This window comes from Pseudomonas antarctica (genome assembly GCF_001647715.1).
In the GTDB taxonomy this organism is placed as follows: Bacteria; Pseudomonadota; Gammaproteobacteria; order Pseudomonadales; family Pseudomonadaceae; genus Aquipseudomonas; species Aquipseudomonas antarctica_A.
This window is the reverse complement of sequence record NZ_CP015600.1, coordinates 3,719,896-3,742,181: the sequence shown is the minus strand read 5'-3', so window position 1 is coordinate 3,742,181 and position 22,286 is coordinate 3,719,896. Positions and strand designations below refer to the sequence as shown.

At 61.1% G+C, this 22,286-nt stretch carries 24 protein-coding genes and 1 pseudogene; 17 read left to right on the top strand and 8 right to left on the bottom strand.

All coding sequences use genetic code 11. From position 1 onward, the window contains the following. Window positions 1-7 precede the first annotated feature (7 nt). Genes A7J50_RS16705 through araH form a run of 7 tightly spaced genes read left to right on the top strand, consistent with a single transcriptional unit; the run spans window position 8 to window position 8,434 of the window. On the top strand, window positions 8-1,330 hold the full coding sequence (locus tag A7J50_RS16705; RefSeq protein WP_064452819.1) for an MFS transporter: 1,323 nt from the start codon (window positions 8-10) through the stop codon (window positions 1,328-1,330). Window positions 1,331-1,345: 15 nt separating this feature from the next. Next, window positions 1,346-2,338: an AraD1 family protein gene (gene araD1 / locus A7J50_RS16700; protein WP_064452818.1), complete on the top strand. Its 993-nt coding sequence runs from the start codon at window positions 1,346-1,348 to the stop codon at window positions 2,336-2,338. Between the two features lie 10 nt (window positions 2,339-2,348). Further along, entirely contained in the window at window positions 2,349-3,929 is a 1,581-nt protein-coding gene (locus tag A7J50_RS16695) for an aldehyde dehydrogenase (NADP(+)) (protein WP_064452817.1), read from the top strand. Window positions 3,930-3,962: 33 nt separating this feature from the next. Then, complete coding sequence (locus A7J50_RS16690) at window positions 3,963-4,826, top strand: SMP-30/gluconolactonase/LRE family protein (RefSeq protein WP_064452816.1); 864 nt, start codon at window positions 3,963-3,965, stop codon at window positions 4,824-4,826. Between the two features lie 38 nt (window positions 4,827-4,864). Further along, complete coding sequence (locus A7J50_RS16685) at window positions 4,865-5,869, top strand: substrate-binding domain-containing protein (RefSeq protein ID WP_064452815.1); 1,005 nt, start codon at window positions 4,865-4,867, stop codon at window positions 5,867-5,869. A 57-nt stretch (window positions 5,870-5,926) separates the two neighbouring features. Then, a complete protein-coding gene (araG, locus tag A7J50_RS16680) occupies window positions 5,927-7,453 on the top strand; it encodes an L-arabinose ABC transporter ATP-binding protein AraG (RefSeq protein WP_064452814.1) in 1,527 nt (508 codons plus the stop codon). Between the two features lie 9 nt (window positions 7,454-7,462). Then, on the top strand, window positions 7,463-8,434 hold the full coding sequence (gene araH / locus A7J50_RS16675) for an L-arabinose ABC transporter permease AraH (protein ID WP_064452813.1): 972 nt from the start codon (window positions 7,463-7,465) through the stop codon (window positions 8,432-8,434). A gap of 53 nt (window positions 8,435-8,487) precedes the next feature. On the opposite strand, the gene A7J50_RS16670 is transcribed toward araH, so the two are convergent. Beyond that, window positions 8,488-9,636: an aldose epimerase family protein gene (locus A7J50_RS16670; protein ID WP_064452812.1), complete on the bottom strand. Its 1,149-nt coding sequence runs from the start codon at window positions 9,634-9,636 to the stop codon at window positions 8,488-8,490. Window positions 9,637-9,774: 138 nt separating this feature from the next. Here A7J50_RS16670 and A7J50_RS16665 point away from each other — a divergent pair, with 138 nt between their 5' ends. Then, window positions 9,775-10,542: an SDR family NAD(P)-dependent oxidoreductase gene (locus tag A7J50_RS16665; protein WP_064452811.1), complete on the top strand. Its 768-nt coding sequence runs from the start codon at window positions 9,775-9,777 to the stop codon at window positions 10,540-10,542. 5 nt (window positions 10,543-10,547) lie between these two features. Here A7J50_RS16665 and A7J50_RS16660 read toward each other — a convergent pair whose 3' ends face one another. The 3 genes and pseudogenes from A7J50_RS16660 to A7J50_RS31955 form a co-directional block, all read right to left on the bottom strand. Next, window positions 10,548-11,150: a glutathione S-transferase family protein gene (locus tag A7J50_RS16660; RefSeq protein WP_064452810.1), complete on the bottom strand. Its 603-nt coding sequence runs from the start codon at window positions 11,148-11,150 to the stop codon at window positions 10,548-10,550. Window positions 11,151-11,180: 30 nt separating this feature from the next. Next, a complete protein-coding gene (mug, locus tag A7J50_RS16655; RefSeq protein WP_064452809.1) occupies window positions 11,181-11,714 on the bottom strand; it encodes a G/U mismatch-specific DNA glycosylase in 534 nt (177 codons plus the stop codon). Beyond that, window positions 11,675-11,863: pseudogene (locus A7J50_RS31955) on the bottom strand (LysR family transcriptional regulator); the annotation flags it as partial. The gene mug and the pseudogene A7J50_RS31955, both read right to left, overlap by 40 nt. Before the next feature lie 29 nt (window positions 11,864-11,892). On the opposite strand from A7J50_RS31955, the gene A7J50_RS31950 reads away from it, so the two are divergent. Genes A7J50_RS31950 through yghU form a run of 3 tightly spaced genes read left to right on the top strand, consistent with a single transcriptional unit; the run spans window position 11,893 to window position 13,037 of the window. Next, the gene (locus A7J50_RS31950; RefSeq protein ID WP_167353704.1) at window positions 11,893-12,012 is read left to right on the top strand and encodes an agmatine deiminase family protein; all 120 of its coding nucleotides are present in this window, start codon (window positions 11,893-11,895) and stop codon (window positions 12,010-12,012) included. 57 nt (window positions 12,013-12,069) lie between these two features. After that, window positions 12,070-12,201 (top strand): hypothetical protein, encoded by a 132-nt coding sequence (locus A7J50_RS32090; protein WP_257784278.1) that lies wholly within the window; start codon window positions 12,070-12,072, stop codon window positions 12,199-12,201. Between the two features lie 2 nt (window positions 12,202-12,203). Then, a complete protein-coding gene (gene yghU, locus A7J50_RS16650; protein ID WP_064452808.1) occupies window positions 12,204-13,037 on the top strand; it encodes a glutathione-dependent disulfide-bond oxidoreductase in 834 nt (277 codons plus the stop codon). A 110-nt stretch (window positions 13,038-13,147) separates the two neighbouring features. Here the strand turns inward: yghU and A7J50_RS16645 are convergent, their stop codons facing one another. After that, window positions 13,148-14,020 carry an undecaprenyl-diphosphate phosphatase gene (locus tag A7J50_RS16645; protein WP_064452807.1) on the bottom strand — a complete coding sequence of 291 codons (873 nt, stop codon included), beginning with the start codon at window positions 14,018-14,020 and terminating at the stop codon, window positions 13,148-13,150. A 180-nt stretch (window positions 14,021-14,200) separates the two neighbouring features. Between A7J50_RS16645 and A7J50_RS16640 the strand changes: the two genes are divergently transcribed. Continuing rightward, complete coding sequence (locus A7J50_RS16640; protein WP_237140851.1) at window positions 14,201-14,707, top strand: GNAT family N-acetyltransferase; 507 nt, start codon at window positions 14,201-14,203, stop codon at window positions 14,705-14,707. Here A7J50_RS16640 and A7J50_RS16635 read toward each other — a convergent pair. Beyond that, the gene (locus A7J50_RS16635) at window positions 14,685-15,629 is read right to left on the bottom strand and encodes a GlxA family transcriptional regulator (protein WP_064452805.1); all 945 of its coding nucleotides are present in this window, start codon (window positions 15,627-15,629) and stop codon (window positions 14,685-14,687) included. The genes A7J50_RS16640 and A7J50_RS16635 overlap by 23 nt on opposite strands. Window positions 15,630-15,801: 172 nt before the next feature. Here A7J50_RS16635 and A7J50_RS16630 point away from each other — a divergent pair, with 172 nt between their 5' ends. The 3 genes from A7J50_RS16630 (at window position 15,802) to A7J50_RS16620 (ending at window position 18,321) form a co-directional block, all read left to right on the top strand. Next, window positions 15,802-16,416, top strand: coding sequence for a TetR/AcrR family transcriptional regulator (locus tag A7J50_RS16630; RefSeq protein ID WP_064452804.1), 615 nt, complete (start codon window positions 15,802-15,804; stop codon window positions 16,414-16,416). Window positions 16,417-16,441: 25 nt separating this feature from the next. Continuing rightward, window positions 16,442-17,119 (top strand): type 1 glutamine amidotransferase domain-containing protein, encoded by a 678-nt coding sequence (locus A7J50_RS16625; RefSeq protein WP_064452803.1) that lies wholly within the window; start codon window positions 16,442-16,444, stop codon window positions 17,117-17,119. 80 nt (window positions 17,120-17,199) lie between these two features. After that, entirely contained in the window at window positions 17,200-18,321 is a 1,122-nt protein-coding gene (locus A7J50_RS16620) for an alkene reductase (protein ID WP_064452802.1), read from the top strand. Here A7J50_RS16620 and A7J50_RS16615 read toward each other — a convergent pair whose 3' ends face one another. Next, window positions 18,322-19,320 (bottom strand): NAD(P)H-quinone oxidoreductase, encoded by a 999-nt coding sequence (locus tag A7J50_RS16615; protein ID WP_064452801.1) that lies wholly within the window; start codon window positions 19,318-19,320, stop codon window positions 18,322-18,324. 174 nt (window positions 19,321-19,494) lie between these two features. Here A7J50_RS16615 and A7J50_RS16610 point away from each other — a divergent pair, with 174 nt between their 5' ends. Continuing rightward, a complete protein-coding gene (locus A7J50_RS16610; protein ID WP_064452800.1) occupies window positions 19,495-19,881 on the top strand; it encodes a DoxX family protein in 387 nt (128 codons plus the stop codon). Window positions 19,882-20,114: 233 nt separating this feature from the next. Here the strand turns inward: A7J50_RS16610 and A7J50_RS16605 are convergent, their stop codons facing one another. Beyond that, a complete protein-coding gene (locus A7J50_RS16605) occupies window positions 20,115-20,933 on the bottom strand; it encodes an alpha/beta fold hydrolase (RefSeq protein ID WP_064452799.1) in 819 nt (272 codons plus the stop codon). A gap of 147 nt (window positions 20,934-21,080) precedes the next feature. Here A7J50_RS16605 and A7J50_RS16600 point away from each other — a divergent pair, with 147 nt between their 5' ends. Next, window positions 21,081-22,148, top strand: coding sequence for an NAD(P)-dependent alcohol dehydrogenase (locus A7J50_RS16600; RefSeq protein ID WP_064452798.1), 1,068 nt, complete (start codon window positions 21,081-21,083; stop codon window positions 22,146-22,148). Window positions 22,149-22,286: the final 138 nt, after the last annotated feature.

Below are 22,286 nucleotides of genomic sequence, written 5' to 3'. Positions count from 1 at the left end.
CGACCCCATGAGCCAGGAACTGCGGCTTATTCGGCGCATCACGCTGAAACTGATTCCCTTCCTGATCCTGCTGTACCTGGTCGCCTATGTGGACCGCTCGGCAGTGGGCTTTGCCAAGTTGCACATGGGCGCCGACGTCGGTATCGGTGACGCCGCGTATGGCCTGGGCGCGGGGCTGTTCTTCATTGGCTACTTCCTGTTCGAGATCCCCAGCAACCTGATGCTCGACCGCTTCGGTGCCCGGCGCTGGTTTGCCCGCATCATGCTCACGTGGGGCGCCATCACCATCGGCATGGCATTCGTGCAGGGCCCCCACAGCTTCTATGTGATGCGCTTTTTGCTCGGCGCGGCGGAAGCCGGGTTCTTTCCGGGCGTTCTCTACTACATCACCCAATGGTTTCCGGTACGCCATCGCGGCAAGATTCTCGGGCTGTTCATCCTGTCCCAACCCATCGCGATGATGATCACCGGCCCGGTGTCCGGCGGCTTGCTGGGCATGGACGGCATTCTTGGGCTGCACGGCTGGCAGTGGCTGTTTATCGTGATCGGCACCCCGGCGCTGCTGCTCACCTGGCCCGTGCTGCGCTACCTTCCGGACGGCCCCAAACAGGTCAAGTGGATGAGCGAGGACGAAAAGACCTGGCTCACCGGCGAACTCAATAAAGACCTGCAAGCCTACGGCCAGACCCGCCACGGCAACCCACTGCATGCGCTGAAAGACACACGCGTGTTGTTGCTGGCGCTGTTCTACCTGCCGGTGACCTTGAGCATTTATGGGCTGGGGCTGTGGCTGCCGACGTTGATCAAGCAGTTCGGCGGCAGTGACCTGGTCACCGGGTTCATCTCCGCGGTGCCGTACATCTTCGGCATCATCGGCCTGCTGATCATCCCGCGCAGTTCCGACCGTTTGAACGACCGCTACGGCCACCTCGCCGTGCTCTATGTGCTCGGCGCCATCGGCCTGTTCCTCAGCGCCTGGCTGAGTGTGCCGGTGCTGCAAATGGCCGCGCTGTGCCTGGCGGCGTTTGCGCTGTTTTCCTGCACGGCGGTGTTCTGGACCTTGCCGGGCCGGTTCTTTGCCGGTGCGAGTGCGGCGGCGGGCATTGCGCTGATCAATTCGGTGGGCAACCTCGGCGGCTACATCGGCCCGTTTGTGATTGGTGCACTCAAGGAATACACCGGCACCCTGGCTTCCGGTTTGTACTTCCTGAGCGGGGTGATGGTGTTCGGGCTGGTGCTGACCGGCGTGGTCTATCGCCTGCTGGAGCGCAAGCACGTGCTGCCTGTCGACCAATTCGCCGCCAGCGCGCGTGGCGCCACACGTACTTAATCGAGGAGTCACTTCATGCGTTTAGTTCAGTTCGAGTTACGTAACGGCGAGCGCCGCGTCGGCGTGGTGGAAGGCCGCACATTGCGCGAAGTGCAGAGCGCCCGCAGCGTGCGCGAGTTGGCGCTGGCCGCTATCGAAGCCGGCGAGGGCCTGGCGCAACAGGTCAAGCGCCTGGGCCTGGGTGACAGCTACGACTACGCGGCCCTGTTGGCCGACCTGAAAATCCTGCCGCCACTCGACCACCCGGACCCGGCGCACATGTTGATCAGCGGCACCGGCCTGACCCACCTGGGCAGTGCTTCGGCGCGAGACAAGATGCACAAGCAAGTCGGTGACGACAGCGCCATGACCGACACCCTGCGCATCTTCAAATGGGGCGTGGAGGGCGGCAAACCCGCCGCCGGCCAAGCGGGCGTACAACCCGAATGGTTCTACAAGGGCGACGGCAGCATCGTCGTGCGCCCGGGCGCAGCATTCCCGGTGCCGCCGTTTGCCGAAGATGCCGGCGAAGAGCCGGAGATCGGCGGCCTCTACGTGATCGGCCACGACGGCAAGCCTTATCGCCTTGGCTTCGCCGTAGGCAACGAGTTTTCCGACCATGTGATGGAGCGCAAGAACTACCTGTACCTGGCTCACTCCAAACTGCGCAGTTGCAGCTATGGCCCCGAATTGCGCGTGGGCGAGTTGCCCCAGCACCTGGCGGGCACCAGCCGCATCCTGCGCGACGGAGAAGTGATCTGGCAGAACGAATTCCTCAGTGGCGAGGCCAACATGTGCCACAGCCTGGAAAACCTCGAATACCACCACTTCAAATACCGCCAGTTCCTCACGCCGGGCGATGTGCATATTCACTTCTTCGGCACCGCCACCTTGTCATTCGCGGACGGTATACGTACCCAGCCGGGGGATGTGTTCGAGATCAGCCAAGCCGAATTTGGCGCGCCGTTGATCAACACGGTCGGTAAGGCCGATGCGGTGTTCGAACCCGGCAATGTCATCAGCCTTTAAGGAGAACAACATGACCTCGTTTCTCGGCCACAACTACATCGGCGGCCAGCGCAGTGCCAAGGGCAGTGTCACGCTCAACAGCGTCGACGCCAGTACCGGCGAATCCTTGCCCCAGGCCTTCTACCAGGCCACGCCCGAGGAGGTCGACGCCGCCGCCCGGGCCGCCGCAGCCGCTTACCCGGCGTACCGCACGTTGAGTGCCTCGCGTCGCGCGCAATTCCTGGACGCGGTGGCCGACGAGCTGGAGGCGCTGGGTGATGATTTCATTGAGTTGGTCTGCCGCGAAACCGCGTTGCCGGCTGCGCGTATCAAAGGCGAGCGCGGACGTACCAGCGGGCAGATGCGTTTGTTTGCCACAGTGTTGCGCCGTGGCGACTTCTACGGCGCACGTATCGACAACGCCTTGCCCGACCGCCAGCCGCTGCCGCGCCCGGACTTGCGCCAATACCGTATCGGCCTCGGCCCGGTCGCAGTGTTTGGCGCGAGCAATTTCCCCTTGGCGTTTTCCACGGCGGGTGGCGACACCGCTGCCGCGCTGGCGGCGGGTTGCCCGGTGGTGTTCAAGGCCCACAGCGGGCATATGGCGACGGCCGAGCGCGTCGCCGATGCAATCATTCGGGCGGCCGAGGCCACCGAGATGCCGGCGGGTGTATTCAACATGATCTTCGGCGGCGGCGTCGGCGAAGCACTGGTCAAGCACCCGGCGATCCAGGCAGTCGGCTTCACTGGTTCGCTCAAGGGCGGTCGCGCACTGTGTGATATGGCGGCGGCCCGCCCGCAGCCGATCCCGGTGTTTGCCGAGATGTCGAGCATCAACCCGGTGATTGTGTTGCCCCAGGCGTTGCAGGCTCGCGCGGAAACAGTCGCCCGCGACCTGACCGCGTCGGTGGTGCAGGGCTGTGGGCAGTTTTGCACCAACCCCGGCCTGGTGATCGGCATCGCCTCGCCGCAGTTCACGGCATTCACCCAGCAAGTGGCACAACTGATCGGCGATCAACCGGCGCAAACCATGCTCAACGCCGGCACCTTGAGCAGCTACGGCAAGGGCTTGGAAAAACTGCTCGCACACCCTGGTATTCAGCACCTGGCGGGTAATGCCCAAACCGGCAATCAGGCGCAGCCGCAGGTGTTCAAGGCCGATGTGCGTTTGCTGATCGACGGCGATGAAGTGCTGCAGGAGGAAGTGTTTGGCCCGACCACCGTATTTGTCGAAGTGGCCGACCAGGCCCAACTCAGCAAGGCTTTGCACGGCCTGCACGGGCAACTGACGGCGACGATTATCGGCGAGCCCACTGACTTTGCGCAGTTCGCTGAACTGACGCCGTTGTTGGAACAAAAGGTCGGCCGCATCCTGCTTAACGGTTACCCAACCGGTGTTGAAGTGTGCGATTCGATGGTCCACGGTGGCCCATACCCGGCGACCTCCGATGCCCGTGGCACCTCGGTCGGTACCCTGGCCATCGACCGTTTCCTGCGCCCGGTGTGCTTCCAGAATTACCCTGATAGCCTGCTGCCCGACGCGTTGAAAAACGCCAACCCGTTGCGTATTCAGCGGCTGGTGGATGGCACGCCTTGCCGCGACCCGCTGTAACACGTACCTGAGAACCCTGCTCCAGGAGGCAACATGCCGTGTACCGCAGTCACCCCGCACCGTGCGCAGTTGGGCGAAGGCCCGTTCTGGGACGTGCCGACCCAGGCACTGTATTGGGTCAATATCGCCGGCAAACAGGCGCTACGCCTGATGGGCGGGCAATTGCAGGTCTGGCAGTTGCCGGAGCATGTTTCGGCATTCATCCCGTGTGAAAGCGGCGATGCGCTGGTGACGTTGAGCAGCGGCGTGTATCGCCTGAACCTGGCAACCGAGGCCTTGACCCTGCTCTGTGTCGCCGACCCGCAACCCGGCAACCGGGGCAACGAAGCGCGCTGTGATGCTCACGGCCGGCTGTGGCTGGGCACCATGCAGAACAACATCGGCGAGCAAGGTGAGGACCTGCCCATCACGCGGCGTTCCGGTGGCCTGTTTCGCATTGATGCCGACGCGCAGGTAACGCCGTTGCTGCATGGCCTGGGCATTCCTAACACCTTGCTGTGGAACGAGGACGGCACCCAGGTGCATTTCGGCGACAGCATGGACGGCACGTTGTATCGGCATTCGATCCAGGCGGATGGCCAACTCGATCCGGCACAGGTGTGGTTCGGTCCACATGCTCGTGGCGGCCCGGACGGCTCGGCGATGGACCGCGAGGGCTATATCTGGAATGCGCGCTGGGACGGCAGTTGCCTGCTGCGCCTGACGCCCGAAGGTGAGGTGGACCGCATCCTCGAACTGCCTGTCAGCCGGCCCACCAGTTGCGTGTTTGGTGGCCCCGACCTCACCACGCTGTATATCACCAGCGCCGCCAGCCCCTTGGACCATCCGTTGGATGGCGCGGTATTGGCCATCGAGGTCGATGTGCCAGGCAAACCCTGTCACCGCTTTGCCGGTTAAACCCAAGACTTAAAAAACAACAACAAGGAGTCACCCCTATGAATCGTCGTCGTGGTATCCGTTCCCTGTGCTGCGCCGCTGTCGCGGTGTCGGCCCTGAGCTTGAGTGGCCTGTTGCTGGCCGCTGAAGAAGTGAAGATCGGTTTCCTGGTCAAGCAGGCCGAAGAGCCCTGGTTCCAGACCGAATGGGCCTTCGCTGAAAAAGCCGGCAAAGAGCATGGTTTCACCGTGATCAAGATCGCCGTGCCCGATGGCGAGAAAACCCTGTCGGCCATCGACAGCCTGGCTGCCAACGGCGCCAAGGGCTTTGTGATCTGCCCGCCGGACGTGTCCCTCGGGCCTGCCATCGTTGCCAAGGCCAAGGCCAACGGCCTGAAAGTGATTGCGGTGGATGATCGCTTCGTCGACGCCAAGGGCAACTTCATGGAAGACGTGCCGTACCTGGGCATGGCGGCCTTCGAAGTCGGCCAGAAGCAGGGCGCCGCGATGGCGGCTGAGGCGAAAAAACGCGGCTGGGACTGGAAGGAAACCTACGCGGTGATCAACACCTTCAACGAACTCGACACCGGTAAAAAACGCACCGACGGCTCGGTCAAATCCCTGGAAGACGCCGGCATTCCCAAGGACCACATCCTGTTCACCGCCGCCAAGACCCTCGACGTACCGGGCAGCATGGACGCGACCAATTCGGCGTTGGTCAAACTGCCCAGTGGCGCCAAGAACCTGATCATCGGCGGCATGAACGACAACACCGTGCTGGGCGGCGTACGCGCCACCGAAAGTGCCGGCTTTGCCGCGGCCAATGTGATTGGCATCGGCATCAATGGCACCGACGCCATCGGCGAATTGAAGAAACCCAACAGCGGCTTCTTCGGCTCGATGCTGCCGAGCCCGCACATCGAGGGCTACAACACCGCGAAGATGATGTTCGACTGGGTTACCACCGGCAAGGAACCGCCGAAGTACACCGCCATGGACGAAGTCACGCTGATCACCCGCGAGAACTTCAAGCAGGAGCTGGAAAAAATCGGTTTGTGGAACTGATGCATTTCCTCGGCGGCCCCGGCAGCGGGGCCGCCTGATCCGTGTGACGAGGTGGTTATGCACGCGCAAGTACAGACACACAACGCCGCTGCCCGGTTGTGCTTTAACGGCATCGGAAAAACCTTTCCCGGGGTCAAGGCGCTGGACGGCATCAGCTTCACCGCCTACCCGGGACAGGTGCACGCCTTGATGGGCGAAAACGGCGCAGGCAAGTCGACGCTGCTGAAGATTCTCGGCGGGGCCTATGTGCCCAGCAGCGGTACGTTGCAGATTGGCGAGCAGGTGATGGCGTTCAAATCCGCCGCCGACAGCATCGCCTGCGGCGTCGCGGTGATTCACCAGGAATTGCATCTGGTACCGGAAATGACGGTTGCCGAGAACCTGTTTCTGGGGCATTTGCCATCACGCTTTGGAGTGGTCAATCGCGGCCTTCTGCGCAAGCAGGCATTGGCGTGCCTGAAAGGCCTGGCCGATGAAATCGACCCTGAGGAAAAACTCGGTCGCCTGTCCCTCGGCCAGCGTCAACTGGTGGAAATCGCCAAGGCGCTGTCCCGTGGCGCGAGCGTGATTGCTTTCGATGAGCCGACCAGCAGCTTGTCGGCACGGGAAATCGATCGGCTGATGGCGATCATCACGCGCCTGCGTGACGAGGGCAAAGTGGTGCTCTACGTGTCGCACCGCATGGAGGAAGTGTTCCGTATCTGCAACGCCGTCACGGTGTTCAAGGACGGCCGCTACGTGCGCACCTTTGATGACATGAACGCGTTGACCCATGACCAGTTGGTGACCTGCATGGTCGGTCGCGATATTCAGGATATCTACGACTACCGTGCGCGCGAACATGGCGAGGTCGCGCTCAAGGTTGAGGCGCTGCTGGGCCCGGGCTTGCGTGAGCCAGTGAGCTTTGAGGTGCGCAAGGGCGAGATTCTTGGCCTGTTCGGGCTGGTGGGCGCGGGGCGTACCGAGCTGTTTCGGCTGCTCAGCGGTTTGGAGCGCGCCAGCGCCGGCCACCTGCAACTCTGTGGGCAACCACTGCAGTTGCGCTCACCGCGCGATGCCATCGCAGCCGGTGTGCTGCTGTGCCCGGAAGACCGCAAGAAGGAGGGCATCATCCCGCTCGCCAGCGTCGCGGAAAACATCAATATCAGCGCACGCGGTGCCCACTCCGCGTTCGGTTGGCTGCTGCGCGAGGGCTGGGAAAAGGGCAATGCCGACCAGCAGATCAGCGCCATGAAAGTCAAAACCCCGAACGCGGCGCAGAAAATCATGTACCTGTCCGGCGGCAATCAGCAAAAGGCCATTTTGGGCCGCTGGTTGTCGATGCCCATGAAGGTCTTGCTGCTCGACGAGCCGACCCGTGGCATCGACATCGGTGCCAAGGCCGAGATCTACCAGATCATCCACCACCTCGCGGCGCAGGGCATTGCGGTGATTGTGGTGTCCAGCGACCTGATGGAAGTCATGGGCATTTCCGACCGCATCCTGGTGCTGTGCGAAGGCGCCCTGCGCGGCGAACAACGCCGTGAACACGCCACTGAATCCAACTTGCTGCAGCTGGCCTTGCCACGCGGCCCGGCGAACTGAGAGATGACGATGACAACCCAACACAACGCGTTGCCCACGGCACGCAAACCCCTCGATGTGCGTGCGCTGCTCGATAACTGGGCAATGTTGCTGGCGGCGATAGGGATCTTTGTCCTGTGCGCCTTGCTGATCGACAACTTCCTCTCGCCGCTGAACATGCGTGGGCTGGGCCTGGCAATTTCCACGGTTGGTATCGCCGCCTGCACCATGCTGTTTTGCCTGGCGTCGGGGCATTTCGACTTGTCGGTGGGCTCGGTGATTGCCTGCGCCGGGGTCGTGGCGGCCATCGTGATGCGCGATACCGACAGCGTGATGCTGGGCATTGGCGCAGCGCTACTGATGGGGCTGATCGTCGGCCTGATCAACGGCATCGTGATCGCCAAGCTGCGGGTCAATGCGTTGATTACCACCCTGGCAACCATGCAGATCGTGCGCGGCCTAGCCTATATCTTTGCCAACGGCAAGGCTGTGGGGGTGTCCCAGGAGCAGTTTTTCATCTTCGGCAACGGCCAGTTGCTGGGGGTGCCGGTGCCGATCCTGATCACCATCGTGTGTTTCCTGTTTTTCGGCTGGCTGCTCAACTACACCACCTATGGGCGCAACACCATGGCCATCGGCGGCAACCCGGAAGCGGCGTTGCTGGCCGGGGTGAATGTGGACCGCACCAAGATCCTGATCTTTGCCATGCATGGCGTGATTGGTGCGCTGGCGGGGGTAATCCTGGCTTCACGCATGACCTCCGGCCAGCCGATGATTGGCCAGGGTTTCGAGCTGACGGTGATTTCCGCCTGCGTGCTCGGCGGGGTGTCGTTGAGTGGCGGGGTGGGCATGATTCGCCACGTGATTGCGGGGGTGTTGATCCTGGCGATTATCGAGAATGCGATGAACCTGAAGAACATCGACACCTTTTACCAGTATGTGATTCGCGGTTCGATCCTGCTGCTGGCCGTGGTCATCGACCGCATGAAACAACGCGGATAGCCCGGTTCTGTGAAGGTCAAAAGTGTGGGAGCGGGCAAGCCCGCTCCCAGCGTTTACTTGGCGGTGAACTTCAGGATGGTGTTTTGGCTGTAGGTCTGGCCCGGGTTCAGGCGTGTCGACGCAAACTTCGGCTGGTTAGGCGCATCCGGAAAGTGCTGGGTCTCCAGGGTGAAACCGCTCCAGTGCTGGTAAGTCTTGCCGGCCTTGCCCTTGACCGTGCCGTCGAGGAAGTTGCTGGTATAAAACTGCACGCCAGGCTCGGTGGTGTAGAGCTGTAAATGCCGGCCAGACGCTGGGTCGTGTACTTCGGCGGCAAGTTTTTTGATATCGCCCTGGGTGTCCAGCGCCCAGTTGAAGTCAAACCCGCCCTGTTTCGGCTCGGCGAATTTGAGCTGCGGATGGTCGTCCTTGATGTGCTGGCCGATCGGCGTGGGTTTGAGGAAGTCCATCGGCGTGCCCTTGACCGGCGCCAGTTCGCCGGTAGGAATCAAGGTGGCATTCACCGGCGTGTAGTGGCTGGCGTGCAAGGTCGCGACGTGCTTGAGGATGTCGCCGTTGCCCGCGCCGGCGAGGTTGAAGTAACTGTGGTTGGTGAGGTTGAGCACCGTGGGTTTGTCGGTGGTGGCCGTGTAATCGATGTGCAGTTCGTTGTTGTCGTTGAGGCTGTACGTGACCTCGGTTTTCAGGTTGCCCGGGAAGCCCATCTCGCCGTCTTTGGACAAGTAAGTGAGGGTCACGCCGACCGAGTCCTTGCCCTTGACTGGCTTGGCTTGCCACACGTGCTTGTCGAAACCCTGTGCGCCGCCATGCAGCGAGTTGGGGCCGTCGTTGAGCGGTACCTGATAGTGCTTGCCGTCGAGTTCGAAGGCGCCGCCCGCGAGGCGGTTGCCAAAGCGCCCGATGGTCGCGCCAAAAAATGCGCTGCCGGCCTGGTAACCCTGTACATCGTCAAAACCGAGCACCACGTCCTCGGCCTTGCCGTTTTTATCCGGTACTTTCAGCGACTGCAACACGCCGCCGTAGGTGATGACCGTGGCTTGCATGCCATGGCTGTTGCGCAACACGTACTGTTCGACGGCGGTGCCGTCATTGGTTTTGCCGAAGGGTTTTTGCTCGCTGGTGAGGCCTGCGGCCTGGACACCGCCGCTGGCAATCATCATGGAAAGGGCAAGGCCGGAAAGCAGGTGACGAGGGTGCTTCATGGTCGAACTTCCTTTTGTTGTTTTCAGTGGAATAGTTCTACTAATGTGCGATATTTTGTCGATGGGACAGCAGATTTATAGCCTTTTACTGCCTTTTTGCAAAATAAAATAAGACTAATTGAGTGAGGCAATCGTTATATGAATATTCCGCAGGCTGTGTATCCCGACCTTAAGGGTAAGACCGTGCTGGTCTCTGGAGGTGCCTCGGGCATTGGCGAATTCATAGTCCGGGCCTTCGCCGCGCAGGGCGCCAGGGTGGGCTTTGTGGACCGCGCGCAAAGCCAGGGCGAGCGATTGGCGGCGTTATTGAGTTCCCAGGGGCACACCGTGCAATTCGTGCAGTGCGACATCACCGATGAAATCGCCTTTCAGGCAGCGATAGAGCGTTTCGAACACTCGCTCGGCCCCATCACCGTGCTGGTCAACAACGCCGCCAATGATGTGCGCCACACTCTGGAAGAAGTTGATTCGGCCATGTTCGACAGGTTGATCGCGGTCAACCTCAAGCACGCCTTCTTCGCCGCCAAGGCGGTGGTGCCGATGATGAAAAAAGCCGGCGGCGGGGCAATCATCAATTTGGGCTCGGTCGGCTGGATGATGGCCTCTGCGGGCTACCCGGTATACGCGGCCAGCAAGGCCGCCGCCCATGGCATGACGCGGGCGCTGGCACGGGAGCTGGGCCCCAGCCGCATCCGAGTCAACACCCTGGTACCTGGCTGGGTCATGACCGAAAAACAACTGGCGATGTGGGTAGACGACTCGGCCCGCGAGCTGATCAGCCGCAGCCAGTGCCTGCCGGGCAGTGTGCTGCCGGAACACATCGCCAATATGGCGTTGTTTCTCGCCTCTGATGTGTCGGCGATGTGTTCGGCGCAGAACTTTATAGTGGATGGCGGTTGGGTGTAGATCCGTTATTCGATCGGATAGTTGCGAAAGGCCGGATGTTGCTCGAGCCGACTGGCATGGCGTTGCAGGTTGGGAAACGCATCGACCTCGAGCACCGTCGGCAGTTTGAGTTGGGTGAACGACCAGGCGACAGCGGCGGTCAGTGCAGCCTGGGTCAACGGTTCGTCGGTGGGTTGGGCGAGGTGTTTTTCCAGCAGCGAATAGGCCGCCACCAACTGCCCGGTCACGCGCTCGATCCACGGCTCGTGCAGTTTTTCTGCTGGGCGCAGGTGGTGTTCATAGACGATCTGCACGGTTTTCTCACACGCTGCCAGGGCCAACCCGAGCACTTGCAGCGCGTGGGCGCGTGCCTCGGCGTGTTGGGGCAAAAGCTTCTTGTCGGCCGGCGCGAGGGCTTCGAAATAGTCCAGGATCAGGCTGGAATCCATCAGCACCGTGCCATCCTCCAGCACCAGGCTGGGCGCCTTGACCACCGGGTTGATCCGTGCGAATTCGTTGAAGGTGCTGAACACGGACAAGGGTTCATGCACAAAGTCTACGCCGTACAACTCCAGGGAAATTGCCACGCGGCGAACGTAAGGCGAATCCAGCATACCGACCAGTTTCATGCAGCCTCCATTGCTATCAGGATCATTGGCTCAAGAGAGTAAGGGCGCTTGATCGGCGTGCGCAATGGCCTGACGCAACTGCCCATAGGCGCTCACCAATTGCTCCAGGCTGAATGCCAGGTTGCGCCCACTGGGGTTGGGCAACACCCACACCGACGCATCGCCCAATAATTGCGCTTGCAAGCCCCAGGCTATCTCGCGCTGGCCAGACAGCGCGCTGTAACCGGCCTTGCCGAGAAATGCCACGACGCGTGGCCGGTAATGGCGGATTTTCTGCTCAAACGCTGCCGCCGCTTCTTTGAATTCATGCCGTGCCAACTCGCTCGCACTCGCCGTCGGGCGCTCCACGACAGTGGTCAAGCCGCAGTGGTAGTGCAGCAAGGTGTGACCGTCCTCGGGAAGTATTTCATGGGGCGTGAAACCGGCCAGGTGCAGGGTGCGCCAGAAGCGGTTGCTGCGGTTGGCAAAGTGCTGGCCGACCGCGGCAGAACCCTTGCCGGGGTTGATCCCGCAAAACACGACGGTCAGGTGCTCGGCCAGGATGTCTTCGAGTCGTTCGCGCATGTCGGGTCTGCCTGTAAATGGGTCAGCAGCCATTCGGTAAAGCGCCGCGCCTGCGGGTCATATTCGCTGTCACGATGGGTCAGCAGCGCCCAGTTTGGGCCACGAATGGTGGCATCTACCAATGGCGTGAGCAAGCCATCTGGCTGAGCAATTGGCTGATGGCCCGGGCACCGGCATCATGACCGAAAGCAGTTTGATCAACCGCAACTGCAACCCTGGCTGGAGCAAGGTTATCAATGCGATTGCAGCGGGCGGTGGTGGTATCCACTGCGTGACAAGCCATCAGCCGATGGCTTAGACGTCCTTGGCCAACAGGGGCTGGCACACTCCGCGGAGGCGATAACGTCCAGGCCCGGTGCAGTTCACGCAGGCGCACCTGCAAAACCCGCAATTAAGCGCTAATGTGGGCCTGATCAAGGCGCTGGGTGGCGGCTGGAACGTGGCCCGATTGGCTGCGTCGAACCGTATTGAAACCAAGGAGAATTAAGCATGACCGATTACGTACCCCCGAAGGTGTGGACCTGGGACACCGAAAGTGGCGGCACCTTCGCCAGCATCAACCGGCCCATTGCCGGTGCGACCCATGACAAGGCATTGCCGGTCGGCAAGCACCCGCTGCAACTGTATTCCCTGGCCACGCCCAATGGGCAGAAGGTCACCATCCTGCTGGAAGAACTGTTGGCCCTGGGGCATACCGGTGCGGAATACGACGCCTGGCTGATCAAGATCGGTGATGGTGACCAGTTCGGCAGCGGGTTTGTGGCGGTCAACCCGAACTCAAAGATCCCGGCATTGATGGACCATAGCGCTGACACACCGATTCGGGTGTTTGAGTCTGGTGCGATCCTGCAATACCTGGCGGAGAAGTTCGGGGCGTTCTTCCCGACTGAGCCTGCGGCCCGTGCTGAGTGCCTGTCGTGGCTGTTCTGGCAGATGGGCAGCGCGCCGTATCTGGGCGGGGGCTTCGGGCATTTCTATGCGTATGCCCCGAGCAAGATGGAGTACCCGATCAATCGGTTTGCGATGGAAACCAAGCGCCAGTTGGATGTGCTGGACCGACGCCTGGCGGTGAGTGAGTACATTGCCGGGGATGAATACACCATCGCCGATATTGCGATTTGGCCCTGGTACGGTGGCTTGGTTAAAGGCCGCTTGTATGGGGCGGCAGAATTCCTTTCGGTGCAGGATTACACGCATGTGCTGCGTTGGGCTGAAGCGATTGAAGCGCGACCGGCGGTGCAGCGCGGGCGCAGGGTGAATCGGGTTTCCGGGGAACTTGCGGAGCAGTTGCCGGAGCGGCATGCCGCAAGCGACTTGGACTGATTGCAGTCACCCTGGCGGCCTTCGGGCCGTCCTTTGCGATTGCCAGGGCGTATGGCCGACCAGCTCGGAGCGCTGGCCGACCGCACGCCTGCGGCTTAGCTCAATGCGTCTTAACTTAACAGCCCGGTGCTGACTGCGACGATCAGGAAGATCCCCAGCAGCGCGCGGTAGATCACGAACGGCCAGGTGGAGAACCGTTCCAGGAACTTCATCAGGCCCCAGATCGCGAAGAACGCCGAGACGCTGGCAACCACCAGGCCGAAGATCAAGTGCGACCAGGCGTGAGCGGGCAGGTCGGCGTGCAGCAGCACCCACAGCTCTTTCAAACCGGCGAGGGCGATGGCCGGCAAGCCCAGCAGGAAGGAAAAGCGTGCGGCTTCTTCACGTTTGAAGTTGAGGAACAGTGCGGCGGTCAGCGTGGAGCCCGAACGCGAGACACCGGGAATCAGCGCGCCAATCTGTGCAATGCCGACAATCAGTGCATCGCGCAGGCGCATTTCGCTCATGTCCCGCGTGTGGCGTGCCCGCACTTCGGCGACTGCCAGCAACACCGCCATGACGACACAGGAAATGCCGATCACCATCAGGCCGCGCAACGGCGAGTTGCAGGTGTTGAGGGTCGAGGACAAGGCCAGCCCGGCAATCCCGATCGGGATGGTCGCCAAAACAATCGCCACCGCCAGCTTGAACCACCGGTCGTTGTAGTCACCCCGGCGCACCGCGCTGATGCTACCCGTGGTCACCTGGCGCACATCGCGCCAGAAGTAACTGACCACCGCCGCCAGCGCCGCCAACTGCATCGCAGCCGAAAACGCCGAGCCCGGGTCTTGCCAGCCGAGCAGGGCAGGCACCACGCGCATGTGGGCGGTGGACGACACGGGCAACAGTTCGGTAATGCCCTGGATCACGCCCAGGATGAAGATCTGCAGGTAATCCAGGGAAGCAAAACCCACATCCAGGCCGGCGGAACAGACGTTTGTCAAAGTACATGTCCTTGAAAAAATAGGGGAGAGCGAGCAAAGTTTATTCTAAATGTTTCAGGATTTTGGACGGGCCCCGACAAATCCGCAATCGGTTCAGCAAACAGAAAGGTTAGGCAATGTATTGGCCTGCCGCCGTGTTTTGTGAACAATGGCGCCCTGCTTTTTCTGACCGAGAGCCTCATGCCTGAAACCACCGTCGAATTGATCCAGACCGGCCCCGAAGCGTCTGAGCTGATCCGCAATCTTTACCAGTATTACGCCTACGAGTCGTCGGACTGGGAGCAGGAAGATGTGGAGGCGGACGGCCGTTTCTACATCCATGACGAGCACCTGACGCGCTATTGGCAGGACCCGCTATGGAGCGCCAATCTGCTGCTGGTGGATGGGTATATCGCCGGCTTCCTGTTGATCGAAGGCAGCGAACTGCCCGGCATCAATGCCCTGGAACTGGCTGACCTGTTCATCCTCAAGCGCTATCGCCGCAAAGGCATCGGCCGCGCCATCGCGACCCAGGTGTTGAGCAGCGGCCAGAACAATTGGCTGGTGCGTTTTTACGATCAGGATGAAGTGTCCCAGGCGTTCTGGCGCGCCGTGCTGGACGACCTGCCACGCCCGGCGCAGACCATTGAGCTGGATGATGACCCGCAGTTGGTGAATTACTTGATTACGCGGGCGGCGCTGCATTGAACGCTTGCTGCATCGCCTGAGGCGGCTGCCCGAACGCGCGCAGAAACGCCTGGCGCATACGCTCGCGATCACCGAAGCCGGTTTCGCGGGCCACCACTTCGACCGGGTGACGGCTGGTTTCCATCATTGCCCGGGCGGCTTCCACGCGCAGCGATTCTATGGCCTTGGCGGGTGTTTGCCCGGTTTCTTCGCGAAACACCCGGCTGAACTGGCGCGGGCTGAGCCGGGCCACATCGGCCAGGGCCTCCACTGACAGGTCGTGGGTCAGGTTTTCGCGGGCATAGGCCAATGCCAGTTGCACGCGGTCTGACTTGGGGTCCAGTTCCAACAAGGCCGACAATTGGGATTGCTCACTGCCTCGACGTTGGGCAATCACCAGTTTGCGCGCAATACGCCGGGCGAGGTCGCTGCCCAGGTCGGCTTCTACCATCGCCAGTGCCAGGTCCACGCCGGCGCTCATGCCGGCGCCCGTCCATACCTGGCCGTCGACCACGAACAACTTGTCTTCTTCCAGGTGAATATCCGGGTAGCGTTTGCGAAATGCGGGCGCGTGAATCCAGTGGGTGGTGGTGCGCTTGCCTTCCAGCAGGCCCGCTTCGGCCAGCACGAAGATGCCCATGCACAAGGAGGCGACCCGCCGTGATTGAGCGGAGGCGGCCTTTACCAGTTCCAGCAGGTTGGCCTCCGGCAGACGAAACTCCAGATAGCCGCTGACAATCAGCGTGTCATAGCCCTGCGGCCGGATGGGCGTGGTATTCACCGAAAAGCCCTGGGACGTCATGACGGCGCCGCCGCTCTCCGAAACCAGGTGGAACTCATAGGCTGACTCACCCCTCAGCAGGTTCGCGCACTCGAACACCGAACCCAGGCTGAGGCTCAGGGACTGGAAGTTCGGGTAAACCATCAGCGCAACGCTGTGCATCGTCATTCTCCAAGGGGGCGGGAGAGGGGATTGTCGGCGGGTGTCGGCGAAACGGCAACCGACTTTGCGTCATGTCCGGAAACCTTGCGGATATGACATTGTTGAAGTTTTTCTCGACGCCTAACATTCCCTCAACGAACTAGACGACTGGTCTAATCGGACGGGAAGAACAATGAATAACGACACTAAAAGTACAAGGCAGGCGATCCTGGATACGGCGCAATTAATTGTCGGCCGCAAAGGGTTTTCTGCGGTGGGGTTGAACGAAATACTTCAAGCCGCTGACGTACCGAAAGGCTCGTTTTATCACTACTTCAACTCTAAAGATGCCTTCGGTGTTGTCTTGCTGGATACCTACTTCGATCACTATGTGAAGGGCATTGAGCAATTGTTCCAACAACCCGAACTGTCCGGCTGCGCCAAATTGATGCGCTATTGGCAAACCTGGGTCGACAACCAGACCGGCTGCACCGATGCGGGCAAATGCCTTGCCGTCAAACTCGGTGCCGAGGTGTCAGACCTTTCAGAGCCCATGCGTTTGGCCCTGGATCGAGGCACCGCACGTACGATTGCTTTGCTTGCGCAAGCCTTGCTGCAAGGCGTCGAAGACGGCTCGCTGACGGTTCAGCAACCCCCGCAACGCCTGGCCCAACGCCTGTATGCGCTGTGGCTGGGGACCAGCGTGATGAGCAAGATCACCCGAACATCCGCGCCGTTTGACGAGGCGCTGCTTCTAACCCGACACCTGTTGGGTTGCCCTGCACACACCGACGCTTACACCTACTGAAACCCATCGATCGAGGCACTGGAAAATGAAAGTATTAATGGTACTGACCTCTCACGACCAGCTTGGCGATACCGGCCGTAAAACCGGCTTCTGGCTTGAAGAGTTTGCGGCTCCCTATTACACCTTCAAGGACGCCGGGGCCGAGCTGGTGTTGGCCTCCCCAGCGGGCGGCCAACCACCGCTGGACCCAGTCAGCGACCAGCCTGACGCGCAGACCGAGCAAACCCGACGTTTCGCCGCTGACCCGGCTGCGCAGCAGGCCCTGGCCAACACCGTCAAGCTGGACACGGTCAACGCCGATGACTTCGACACTGTGTTTTACCCAGGTGGGCACGGGCCGCTGTGGGACCTGGCGGAATCGAGCACGTCCATCGCGCTGATCGAGTCCTTCGAGCGTGCCGGCAAGCCCGTCGGCTTTGTCTGCCATGCGCCCGGCGCATTGCGTCACGTCAAGGCCGTCAATGGCGAGCCGTTGGTCAAGGGCCGTCGCGTTACCGGCTTCTCCAACGCTGAAGAGGCTGCGGTTGGCCTGACCGATGTGGTGCCGTTCCTGATCGAAGATGATTTCAAGGCACTCGGCGGCCACTATGAAAAGGGCGCCGATTGGCAATCCTTTGTACTTGAAGATGGTTTGCTGGTGACCGGGCAGAACCCTGCCAGTTCCAGTGATGTGGCTAAAGCACTGCTGAAACTCACCGCATAACTTAATTAAAACGCTTCATTCATTGACGGCTCTCAAGAGCCGTCAATGCGTTAGCGCGCCTTGAATTTGGAAGTTCTTAGATGACGAGTAGTTTGAATACCCCAATAAAACTGGGTCACCACACCTTGAACAACCGCGTTGTGCTGCCGCCGTTGACGCGCCAGCGCAGTGCCCAACCGGGTGATATCGCGACCGACTTGATGGCCGAGTATTACCGCCAGCGCGCCACCGCCGGTTTCATGGTCAGCGAAGGCACGCAGATCGAGCCGCGCGGCCAGGGTTACGCCTGGACGCCCGGTATCTACAGTCCGGCGCAGATCGACGGCTGGCGCAAAGTGACTGACGCGGTACACGCCGACGGTGGGGTGATCTTCGCCCAGCTGTGGCATGTCGGCCGCGTGTCCCACAACGCGCTGCAGCCAGAAGGCGCCGCACCGGTCGCGCCGTCGGCTATTGCAGCAGAGCAAGCAAAGGCCTTTATCGAAACCGGGCCTGGGGTTGGCGAGCTGAAACAGCCGCCTGTGCCACGCGCCTTAAGCGTGCTTGAGATCGAGGAGTTGGTGGGGCATTACGCCCAGGCCGCGCGCAATGCGTTGGACGCCGGGTTTGACGGGGTGGAAATCCACGCGGCGAATGGTTACCTGGTCAACCAGTTCATCTCGGCCCACGCCAACCAGCGTGATGATGAATACGGCGGCTCGCTGCACAACCGCCTGCGCTTTTTGCGCGAGATCGTCGAAGCCGTGACGGCCGTCGTCGGGCCGGAGCGTCTTGGTGTGCGTTTTTCACCGCTGTTCAGCGGCACCGACCAGGACCGCGTGTATATCGGCCTGGTGGAAGAAGACCCGCATCACACCTACATCGAAGCGATCAAGGTGCTGGAAGCGTCGGGCATTGCCTACGTGTCCATCGCTGAAGCCGATTGGGACAACGCGCCTGACCTGCCTGAAACCTTCCGCCAAGCGGTACGCAGCACCTTCAGTGGCCGGATCATCTACGCCGGGCGTTACACCGCTGAACGCGGTGCAACACTGGTGGAAGCAGGGCTGGCAGACCTGATTGCATTCGGACGTCCGTTCATTGCCAACCCGGATTTGCCGCAGCGGCTGTTCAACGGCTGGCCGCTGAACCCGCTGCGCGCCGAGGGCATGTATGGCGGTTCGGAGCAGGGCTACACCGATTACCCGGTGTACGCCGAGTAATCACTCCACCCGCAACACAATCTTGCCAATGTGGTCGCCGCCTTCCATCCGCGCATGGGCCTGGGCGGCGTCGGTGTATTCGTACACTTTGTCGATGATCGGCAGGCATCGTCCGGCGGACAGCACCGGCCACACGTATTCGCGCAGTTGTTCGGCGATTGCGGCCTTTTCGTCCTGGGTGCGTGCACGCAGCAGCGAGCCGGTGATGACGGCACGTTTGCCGAGGATGGTCAGCAGGTCGACGCCATTGGCCTTGCCGCCGCCGAGGAAACCCAGCATCACCAGATGCCCGTCCATGGCCAGGGCCTTGAGGTTGTTGTTGAGGTACGAGGCTCCCATGATGTCGAGGATCACGTTCACGCCTTTGTCGCCGGTCTTCTGTGCGATGACCTCGGCGAAGTCCTGCTCGCGGTAGTTGATGGGCTCTGCGCCCAGCTTGGCAATCGCCGCGCATTTGTCGGCACTGCCGGCGGTGGCGAATGCCTGAATCCCATACTCGCGGCAGAGCATCAGCGCGGTGGTGCCGATGCCGCTGGTGCCACCGTGGATCAGCACGCTCTGGCCGGTGTGCGCATCGCCAAGGCCGAACAGGTTGGCCCAGACGGTGAAAAAGGTTTCCGGCACGGCAGCGGCTTGAATCCAGTCCATACCCTCTGGGATCGGCAGCGCCTGGCTCGCAGGCACGGCGCAAAACTGCGCATAGCCACCGCCGTTGGTCAGGGCGCAGACCTTGTCGCCCAGGCTGTAGTCGGTCACGCCGTCGCCCAGTGCGACCACTTCACCGGCCACTTCCAGGCCGGGGATCGGGTTCATGCCGGGTTTCATCGGGTACTTGCCCGCGCGCTGCAGGGCGTCAGGGCGATTGACCCCGGCGGCATGCACGCGAATCAGGATTTCACCAGCGCCTGCCACGGGCACGTCGGCTCGGCGTGGTTGCAGGACTTCTGGGCCGCCGGGGGCGGTGATTTCGATCAGGGTCATTTCTTTGGGCAGGGTCATCGTGCAATTCCTTTAACCGGGAGCGTATGGAGTGGGACCACAGTACGCGAGCGTTGATTCAACCGGAACGCTGTCATGTCAGCACATGCCTGCAAGTCTACCGGCGTCTGTGCCGACACAATCGCACCGGCTCCGGCGCACAGGCGCCGGGGGATTCTACGGGGACAGGCATTTATGAACGAATCAAAGTACCAGGCTCTGGGGCTGTTGTTTCTGCGCGTCAGCGGCGCGGTGTTTCTGTTGTGGGTACATGGTTTGCCCAAGCTGCTGCACTACAGCGACCAATTGGCGTTGATCGAAGACCCGTTTCACCTCGGCGCCCACGTCACGCTGTGCCTGGCGATTGTTGCCGAAGTGCTGTGCCCGCTGCTGATTATCGTCGGTGTGCTGGCGCGCCTGGCGTGCTTGCCGATCCTGGCCGTGCTGTGGGTGGCCTTGCTGGTGGTGCATCCGCAATGGACTTTGTTCGAGGGGCAGTTTGGCTGGCTGCTGCTGATTATCTTCACCAGTATTCTGATCGCAGGACCGGGTCGGTTGGCGCTCAGCCAGCGGTATGCCTGAATAAAAAAGGCCGGGCAAGCCCCTAATGCCAGTCAGTTAAGCGCAGATCTCCTGTGGGAGCGGGCTTGCTCGCGAAAGCGGTGGGTCAGTCAACATCAATGTTTGCTGGGCCGACGTCTTCGCGGGCAAGCCCGCTCCCACATTTGATCTTCGCTGCATTGAGCATTTCAGTTCGCTTAACTGACTGGCATTAGGGCAAGCCCGGCCAACAAGGAGCGGGTGGTTCAGCCGTTTCAGCGCTTCAGGAACGCCAGCAAGTCTTCGTTCAACTGCTGGGTATGCGTGGCCGCAAAACCGTGCGGCGCATCCTTGTACACTTTCAGTTGCGCGCCATTGATCATCTCGGCTGCCACTTTGCCGGTGGTCTCGAAGGGTACGACCTGGTCGCCGTCACCGTGAATCACCAGGGTCGGCACGTCGATCTTGGCCATGTCCGGGCGGAAGTCGGTTTGCGAGAACACGGTGACGCAATCAACAGTCGACTTGAGCGACGCCAGCAACGCGATTTGCAGGGTCTGGGTCAGTACGCCCTCGGAGACTTTCTGACCCTTATTGATGCCATAGAGCGTCGGGTTGAAGTCGGCGATGAATTGCGCGCGATCTTTCAGTAGCCCGGCCTTGATGCCGTCGAACACTTCGGTCGGCACGCCCTGCGGGTAATCCGGTTTCTGGCCGAAGATCGGCGTTACGGCGCCCAGCAATACCAGGCCGGCCACGCGAGCCGTGCCATGGCGTGCGATGTAGCGTGCCACGTCGCCGCCACCCATGGAGAAACCCACCAGGGTCACGTCCTTGAGGTCCAGGTGTTCGATCAGTTGGGCAATATCGTCGGCGAAGGTGTCGTAGTCGTTACCGGTCCACGGCTGGTCCGAACGGCCGAAACCACGGCGGTCGAACGCAATGGTGCGAAAGCCACGGCTGCTCAGGTATTCCATCTGGTATTCCCACATGTCGGCATCCAACGGCCAGCCATGGCTGAACAGCACGGGCTTACCGCTGCCCCAGTCCTTGAAATAGATCTGGGTACCGTCTTTGGCAACGAATGTACTCATGGAAAACGCCTCGCGTGTCGGGGGGGGAATGTCAGCCTCACTATTGCGTTAAACCGGACGAAGGGCTTGTACGGATGTGCTCGGTTGAACGGTTCAGCGTCTATATTGGTCCACTGATCTCTACCGTCAGTTCAACAGGTGAACCAAATGGCCAAGACTTACAGCTACGCCGCTCGGGATTCCAAGGATGCGCTCAAACCCTTTACCTTTGAGCGCCGTGCGCCAGGGGCGGATGACGTCCAGATCGATATCCTCTACTGCGGCGTATGCCACTCCGACCTGCACACCGCGCGCAATGAGTGGCACAACACCTTGTACCCGTCGGTGCCCGGCCATGAGATTGTCGGCCGCGTGACAGCGGTCGGTGCCAACGTGACGAAATTCAAGGTGGGTGACCTGGCCGGCGTCGGTTGTATGGTCGATAGCTGCCAGCACTGCGCCTCCTGCGCCGAAGGCGAGGAGCAATACTGCGAGAACGGTTTTACCGGCACCTACAACGGCCCGGTGTTTGGTGGGGAAAACACGTTCGGAGGCTACTCGGACACTATCGTGGTCAAGGAGAAGTTCGTCCTGCGCATCTCCCATGACGATGCCAACCTGGCGGCGGTGGCGCCGCTGCTGTGCGCCGGCATCACCACCTACTCGCCGTTGCACCATTGGAAGGTGGGCCCCGGCAAAAAAGTCGGCGTGGTCGGCCTCGGCGGGCTGGGGCATATGGCGGTGAAGATCGCGCATGCCATGGGTGCCCATGTCACGCTGTTCACCACCTCACCGAACAAACGCGAAGATGGCCTGCGCCTGGGCGCCGACCAGGTCGTGGTGTCGAAGAACCCCGACGAAATGGCCAAGGTCGTCAACAGCCTGGACTTCATCCTCAACACGGTTGCCGCGCCGCATAACCTTGATCCTTTCCTCAACCTGCTCAAGCGTGACGGCACCATGACTCTGGTCGGCGCCCCCGACAGCCCGCACCCGTCGCCTACGGTATTCAACCTGATCTTCAAGCGCCGCAGCCTCGCCGGCTCGTTGATCGGTGGTATCCAGGAAACCCAGGACATGCTGGATTTCTGCGCCAAGCACAAGATTGTCTCGGACATCGAGATGATCGATATCCAGGGCATCAATGAGGCGTATGAGCGGATGCTCAAGGGCGATGTGAAGTATCGCTTCGTGATTGATATGGAGAGTTTGAAGAAGGAAAGCCACGCGGCTTGATAGAGCCGTCTATTCACAGCAGCACATTGCTTTTTGTGGGAGCTGGCTTGCCTGCGATACAGGCACCTCGGTCATTCAGTTGCATCGAGGTGATCACATCGCGGGCAAGCCCGGCTCCCACATAAAGCTATCCGCCAT

Excerpts from the sequence above, each read along its gene's own strand:
- A7J50_RS16705 (WP_064452819.1), top strand. The coding sequence starts at position 8 with ATGAGCCAGGAACTGCGGCTTATTCGGCGCATCACGCTGAAACTGATT.
- araD1 (WP_064452818.1), top strand. The coding sequence starts at position 1,346 with ATGCGTTTAGTTCAGTTCGAGTTACGTAACGGCGAGCGCCGCGTCGGC.
- A7J50_RS16695 (WP_064452817.1), top strand. The coding sequence starts at position 2,349 with ATGACCTCGTTTCTCGGCCACAACTACATCGGCGGCCAGCGCAGTGCC.
- A7J50_RS16690 (WP_064452816.1), top strand. The coding sequence starts at position 3,963 with ATGCCGTGTACCGCAGTCACCCCGCACCGTGCGCAGTTGGGCGAAGGC.
- A7J50_RS16685 (WP_064452815.1), top strand. The coding sequence starts at position 4,865 with ATGAATCGTCGTCGTGGTATCCGTTCCCTGTGCTGCGCCGCTGTCGCG.
- araG (WP_064452814.1), top strand. The coding sequence starts at position 5,927 with ATGCACGCGCAAGTACAGACACACAACGCCGCTGCCCGGTTGTGCTTT.
- araH (WP_064452813.1), top strand. The coding sequence starts at position 7,463 with ATGACAACCCAACACAACGCGTTGCCCACGGCACGCAAACCCCTCGAT.
- A7J50_RS16670 (WP_064452812.1), bottom strand. The coding sequence starts at position 9,636 with ATGAAGCACCCTCGTCACCTGCTTTCCGGCCTTGCCCTTTCCATGATG.
- A7J50_RS16665 (WP_064452811.1), top strand. The coding sequence starts at position 9,775 with ATGAATATTCCGCAGGCTGTGTATCCCGACCTTAAGGGTAAGACCGTG.
- A7J50_RS16660 (WP_064452810.1), bottom strand. The coding sequence starts at position 11,150 with ATGAAACTGGTCGGTATGCTGGATTCGCCTTACGTTCGCCGCGTGGCA.
- mug (WP_064452809.1), bottom strand. The coding sequence starts at position 11,714 with ATGCGCGAACGACTCGAAGACATCCTGGCCGAGCACCTGACCGTCGTG.
- A7J50_RS31950 (WP_167353704.1), top strand. The coding sequence starts at position 11,893 with ATGACCGAAAGCAGTTTGATCAACCGCAACTGCAACCCTGGCTGGAGC.
- yghU (WP_064452808.1), top strand. The coding sequence starts at position 12,204 with ATGACCGATTACGTACCCCCGAAGGTGTGGACCTGGGACACCGAAAGT.
- A7J50_RS16640 (WP_237140851.1), top strand. The coding sequence starts at position 14,201 with ATGCCTGAAACCACCGTCGAATTGATCCAGACCGGCCCCGAAGCGTCT.
- A7J50_RS16635 (WP_064452805.1), bottom strand. The coding sequence starts at position 15,629 with ATGCACAGCGTTGCGCTGATGGTTTACCCGAACTTCCAGTCCCTGAGC.
- A7J50_RS16630 (WP_064452804.1), top strand. The coding sequence starts at position 15,802 with ATGAATAACGACACTAAAAGTACAAGGCAGGCGATCCTGGATACGGCG.
- A7J50_RS16625 (WP_064452803.1), top strand. The coding sequence starts at position 16,442 with ATGAAAGTATTAATGGTACTGACCTCTCACGACCAGCTTGGCGATACC.
- A7J50_RS16620 (WP_064452802.1), top strand. The coding sequence starts at position 17,200 with ATGACGAGTAGTTTGAATACCCCAATAAAACTGGGTCACCACACCTTG.
- A7J50_RS16615 (WP_064452801.1), bottom strand. The coding sequence starts at position 19,320 with ATGACCCTGCCCAAAGAAATGACCCTGATCGAAATCACCGCCCCCGGC.
- A7J50_RS16610 (WP_064452800.1), top strand. The coding sequence starts at position 19,495 with ATGAACGAATCAAAGTACCAGGCTCTGGGGCTGTTGTTTCTGCGCGTC.
- A7J50_RS16605 (WP_064452799.1), bottom strand. The coding sequence starts at position 20,933 with ATGAGTACATTCGTTGCCAAAGACGGTACCCAGATCTATTTCAAGGAC.
- A7J50_RS16600 (WP_064452798.1), top strand. The coding sequence starts at position 21,081 with ATGGCCAAGACTTACAGCTACGCCGCTCGGGATTCCAAGGATGCGCTC.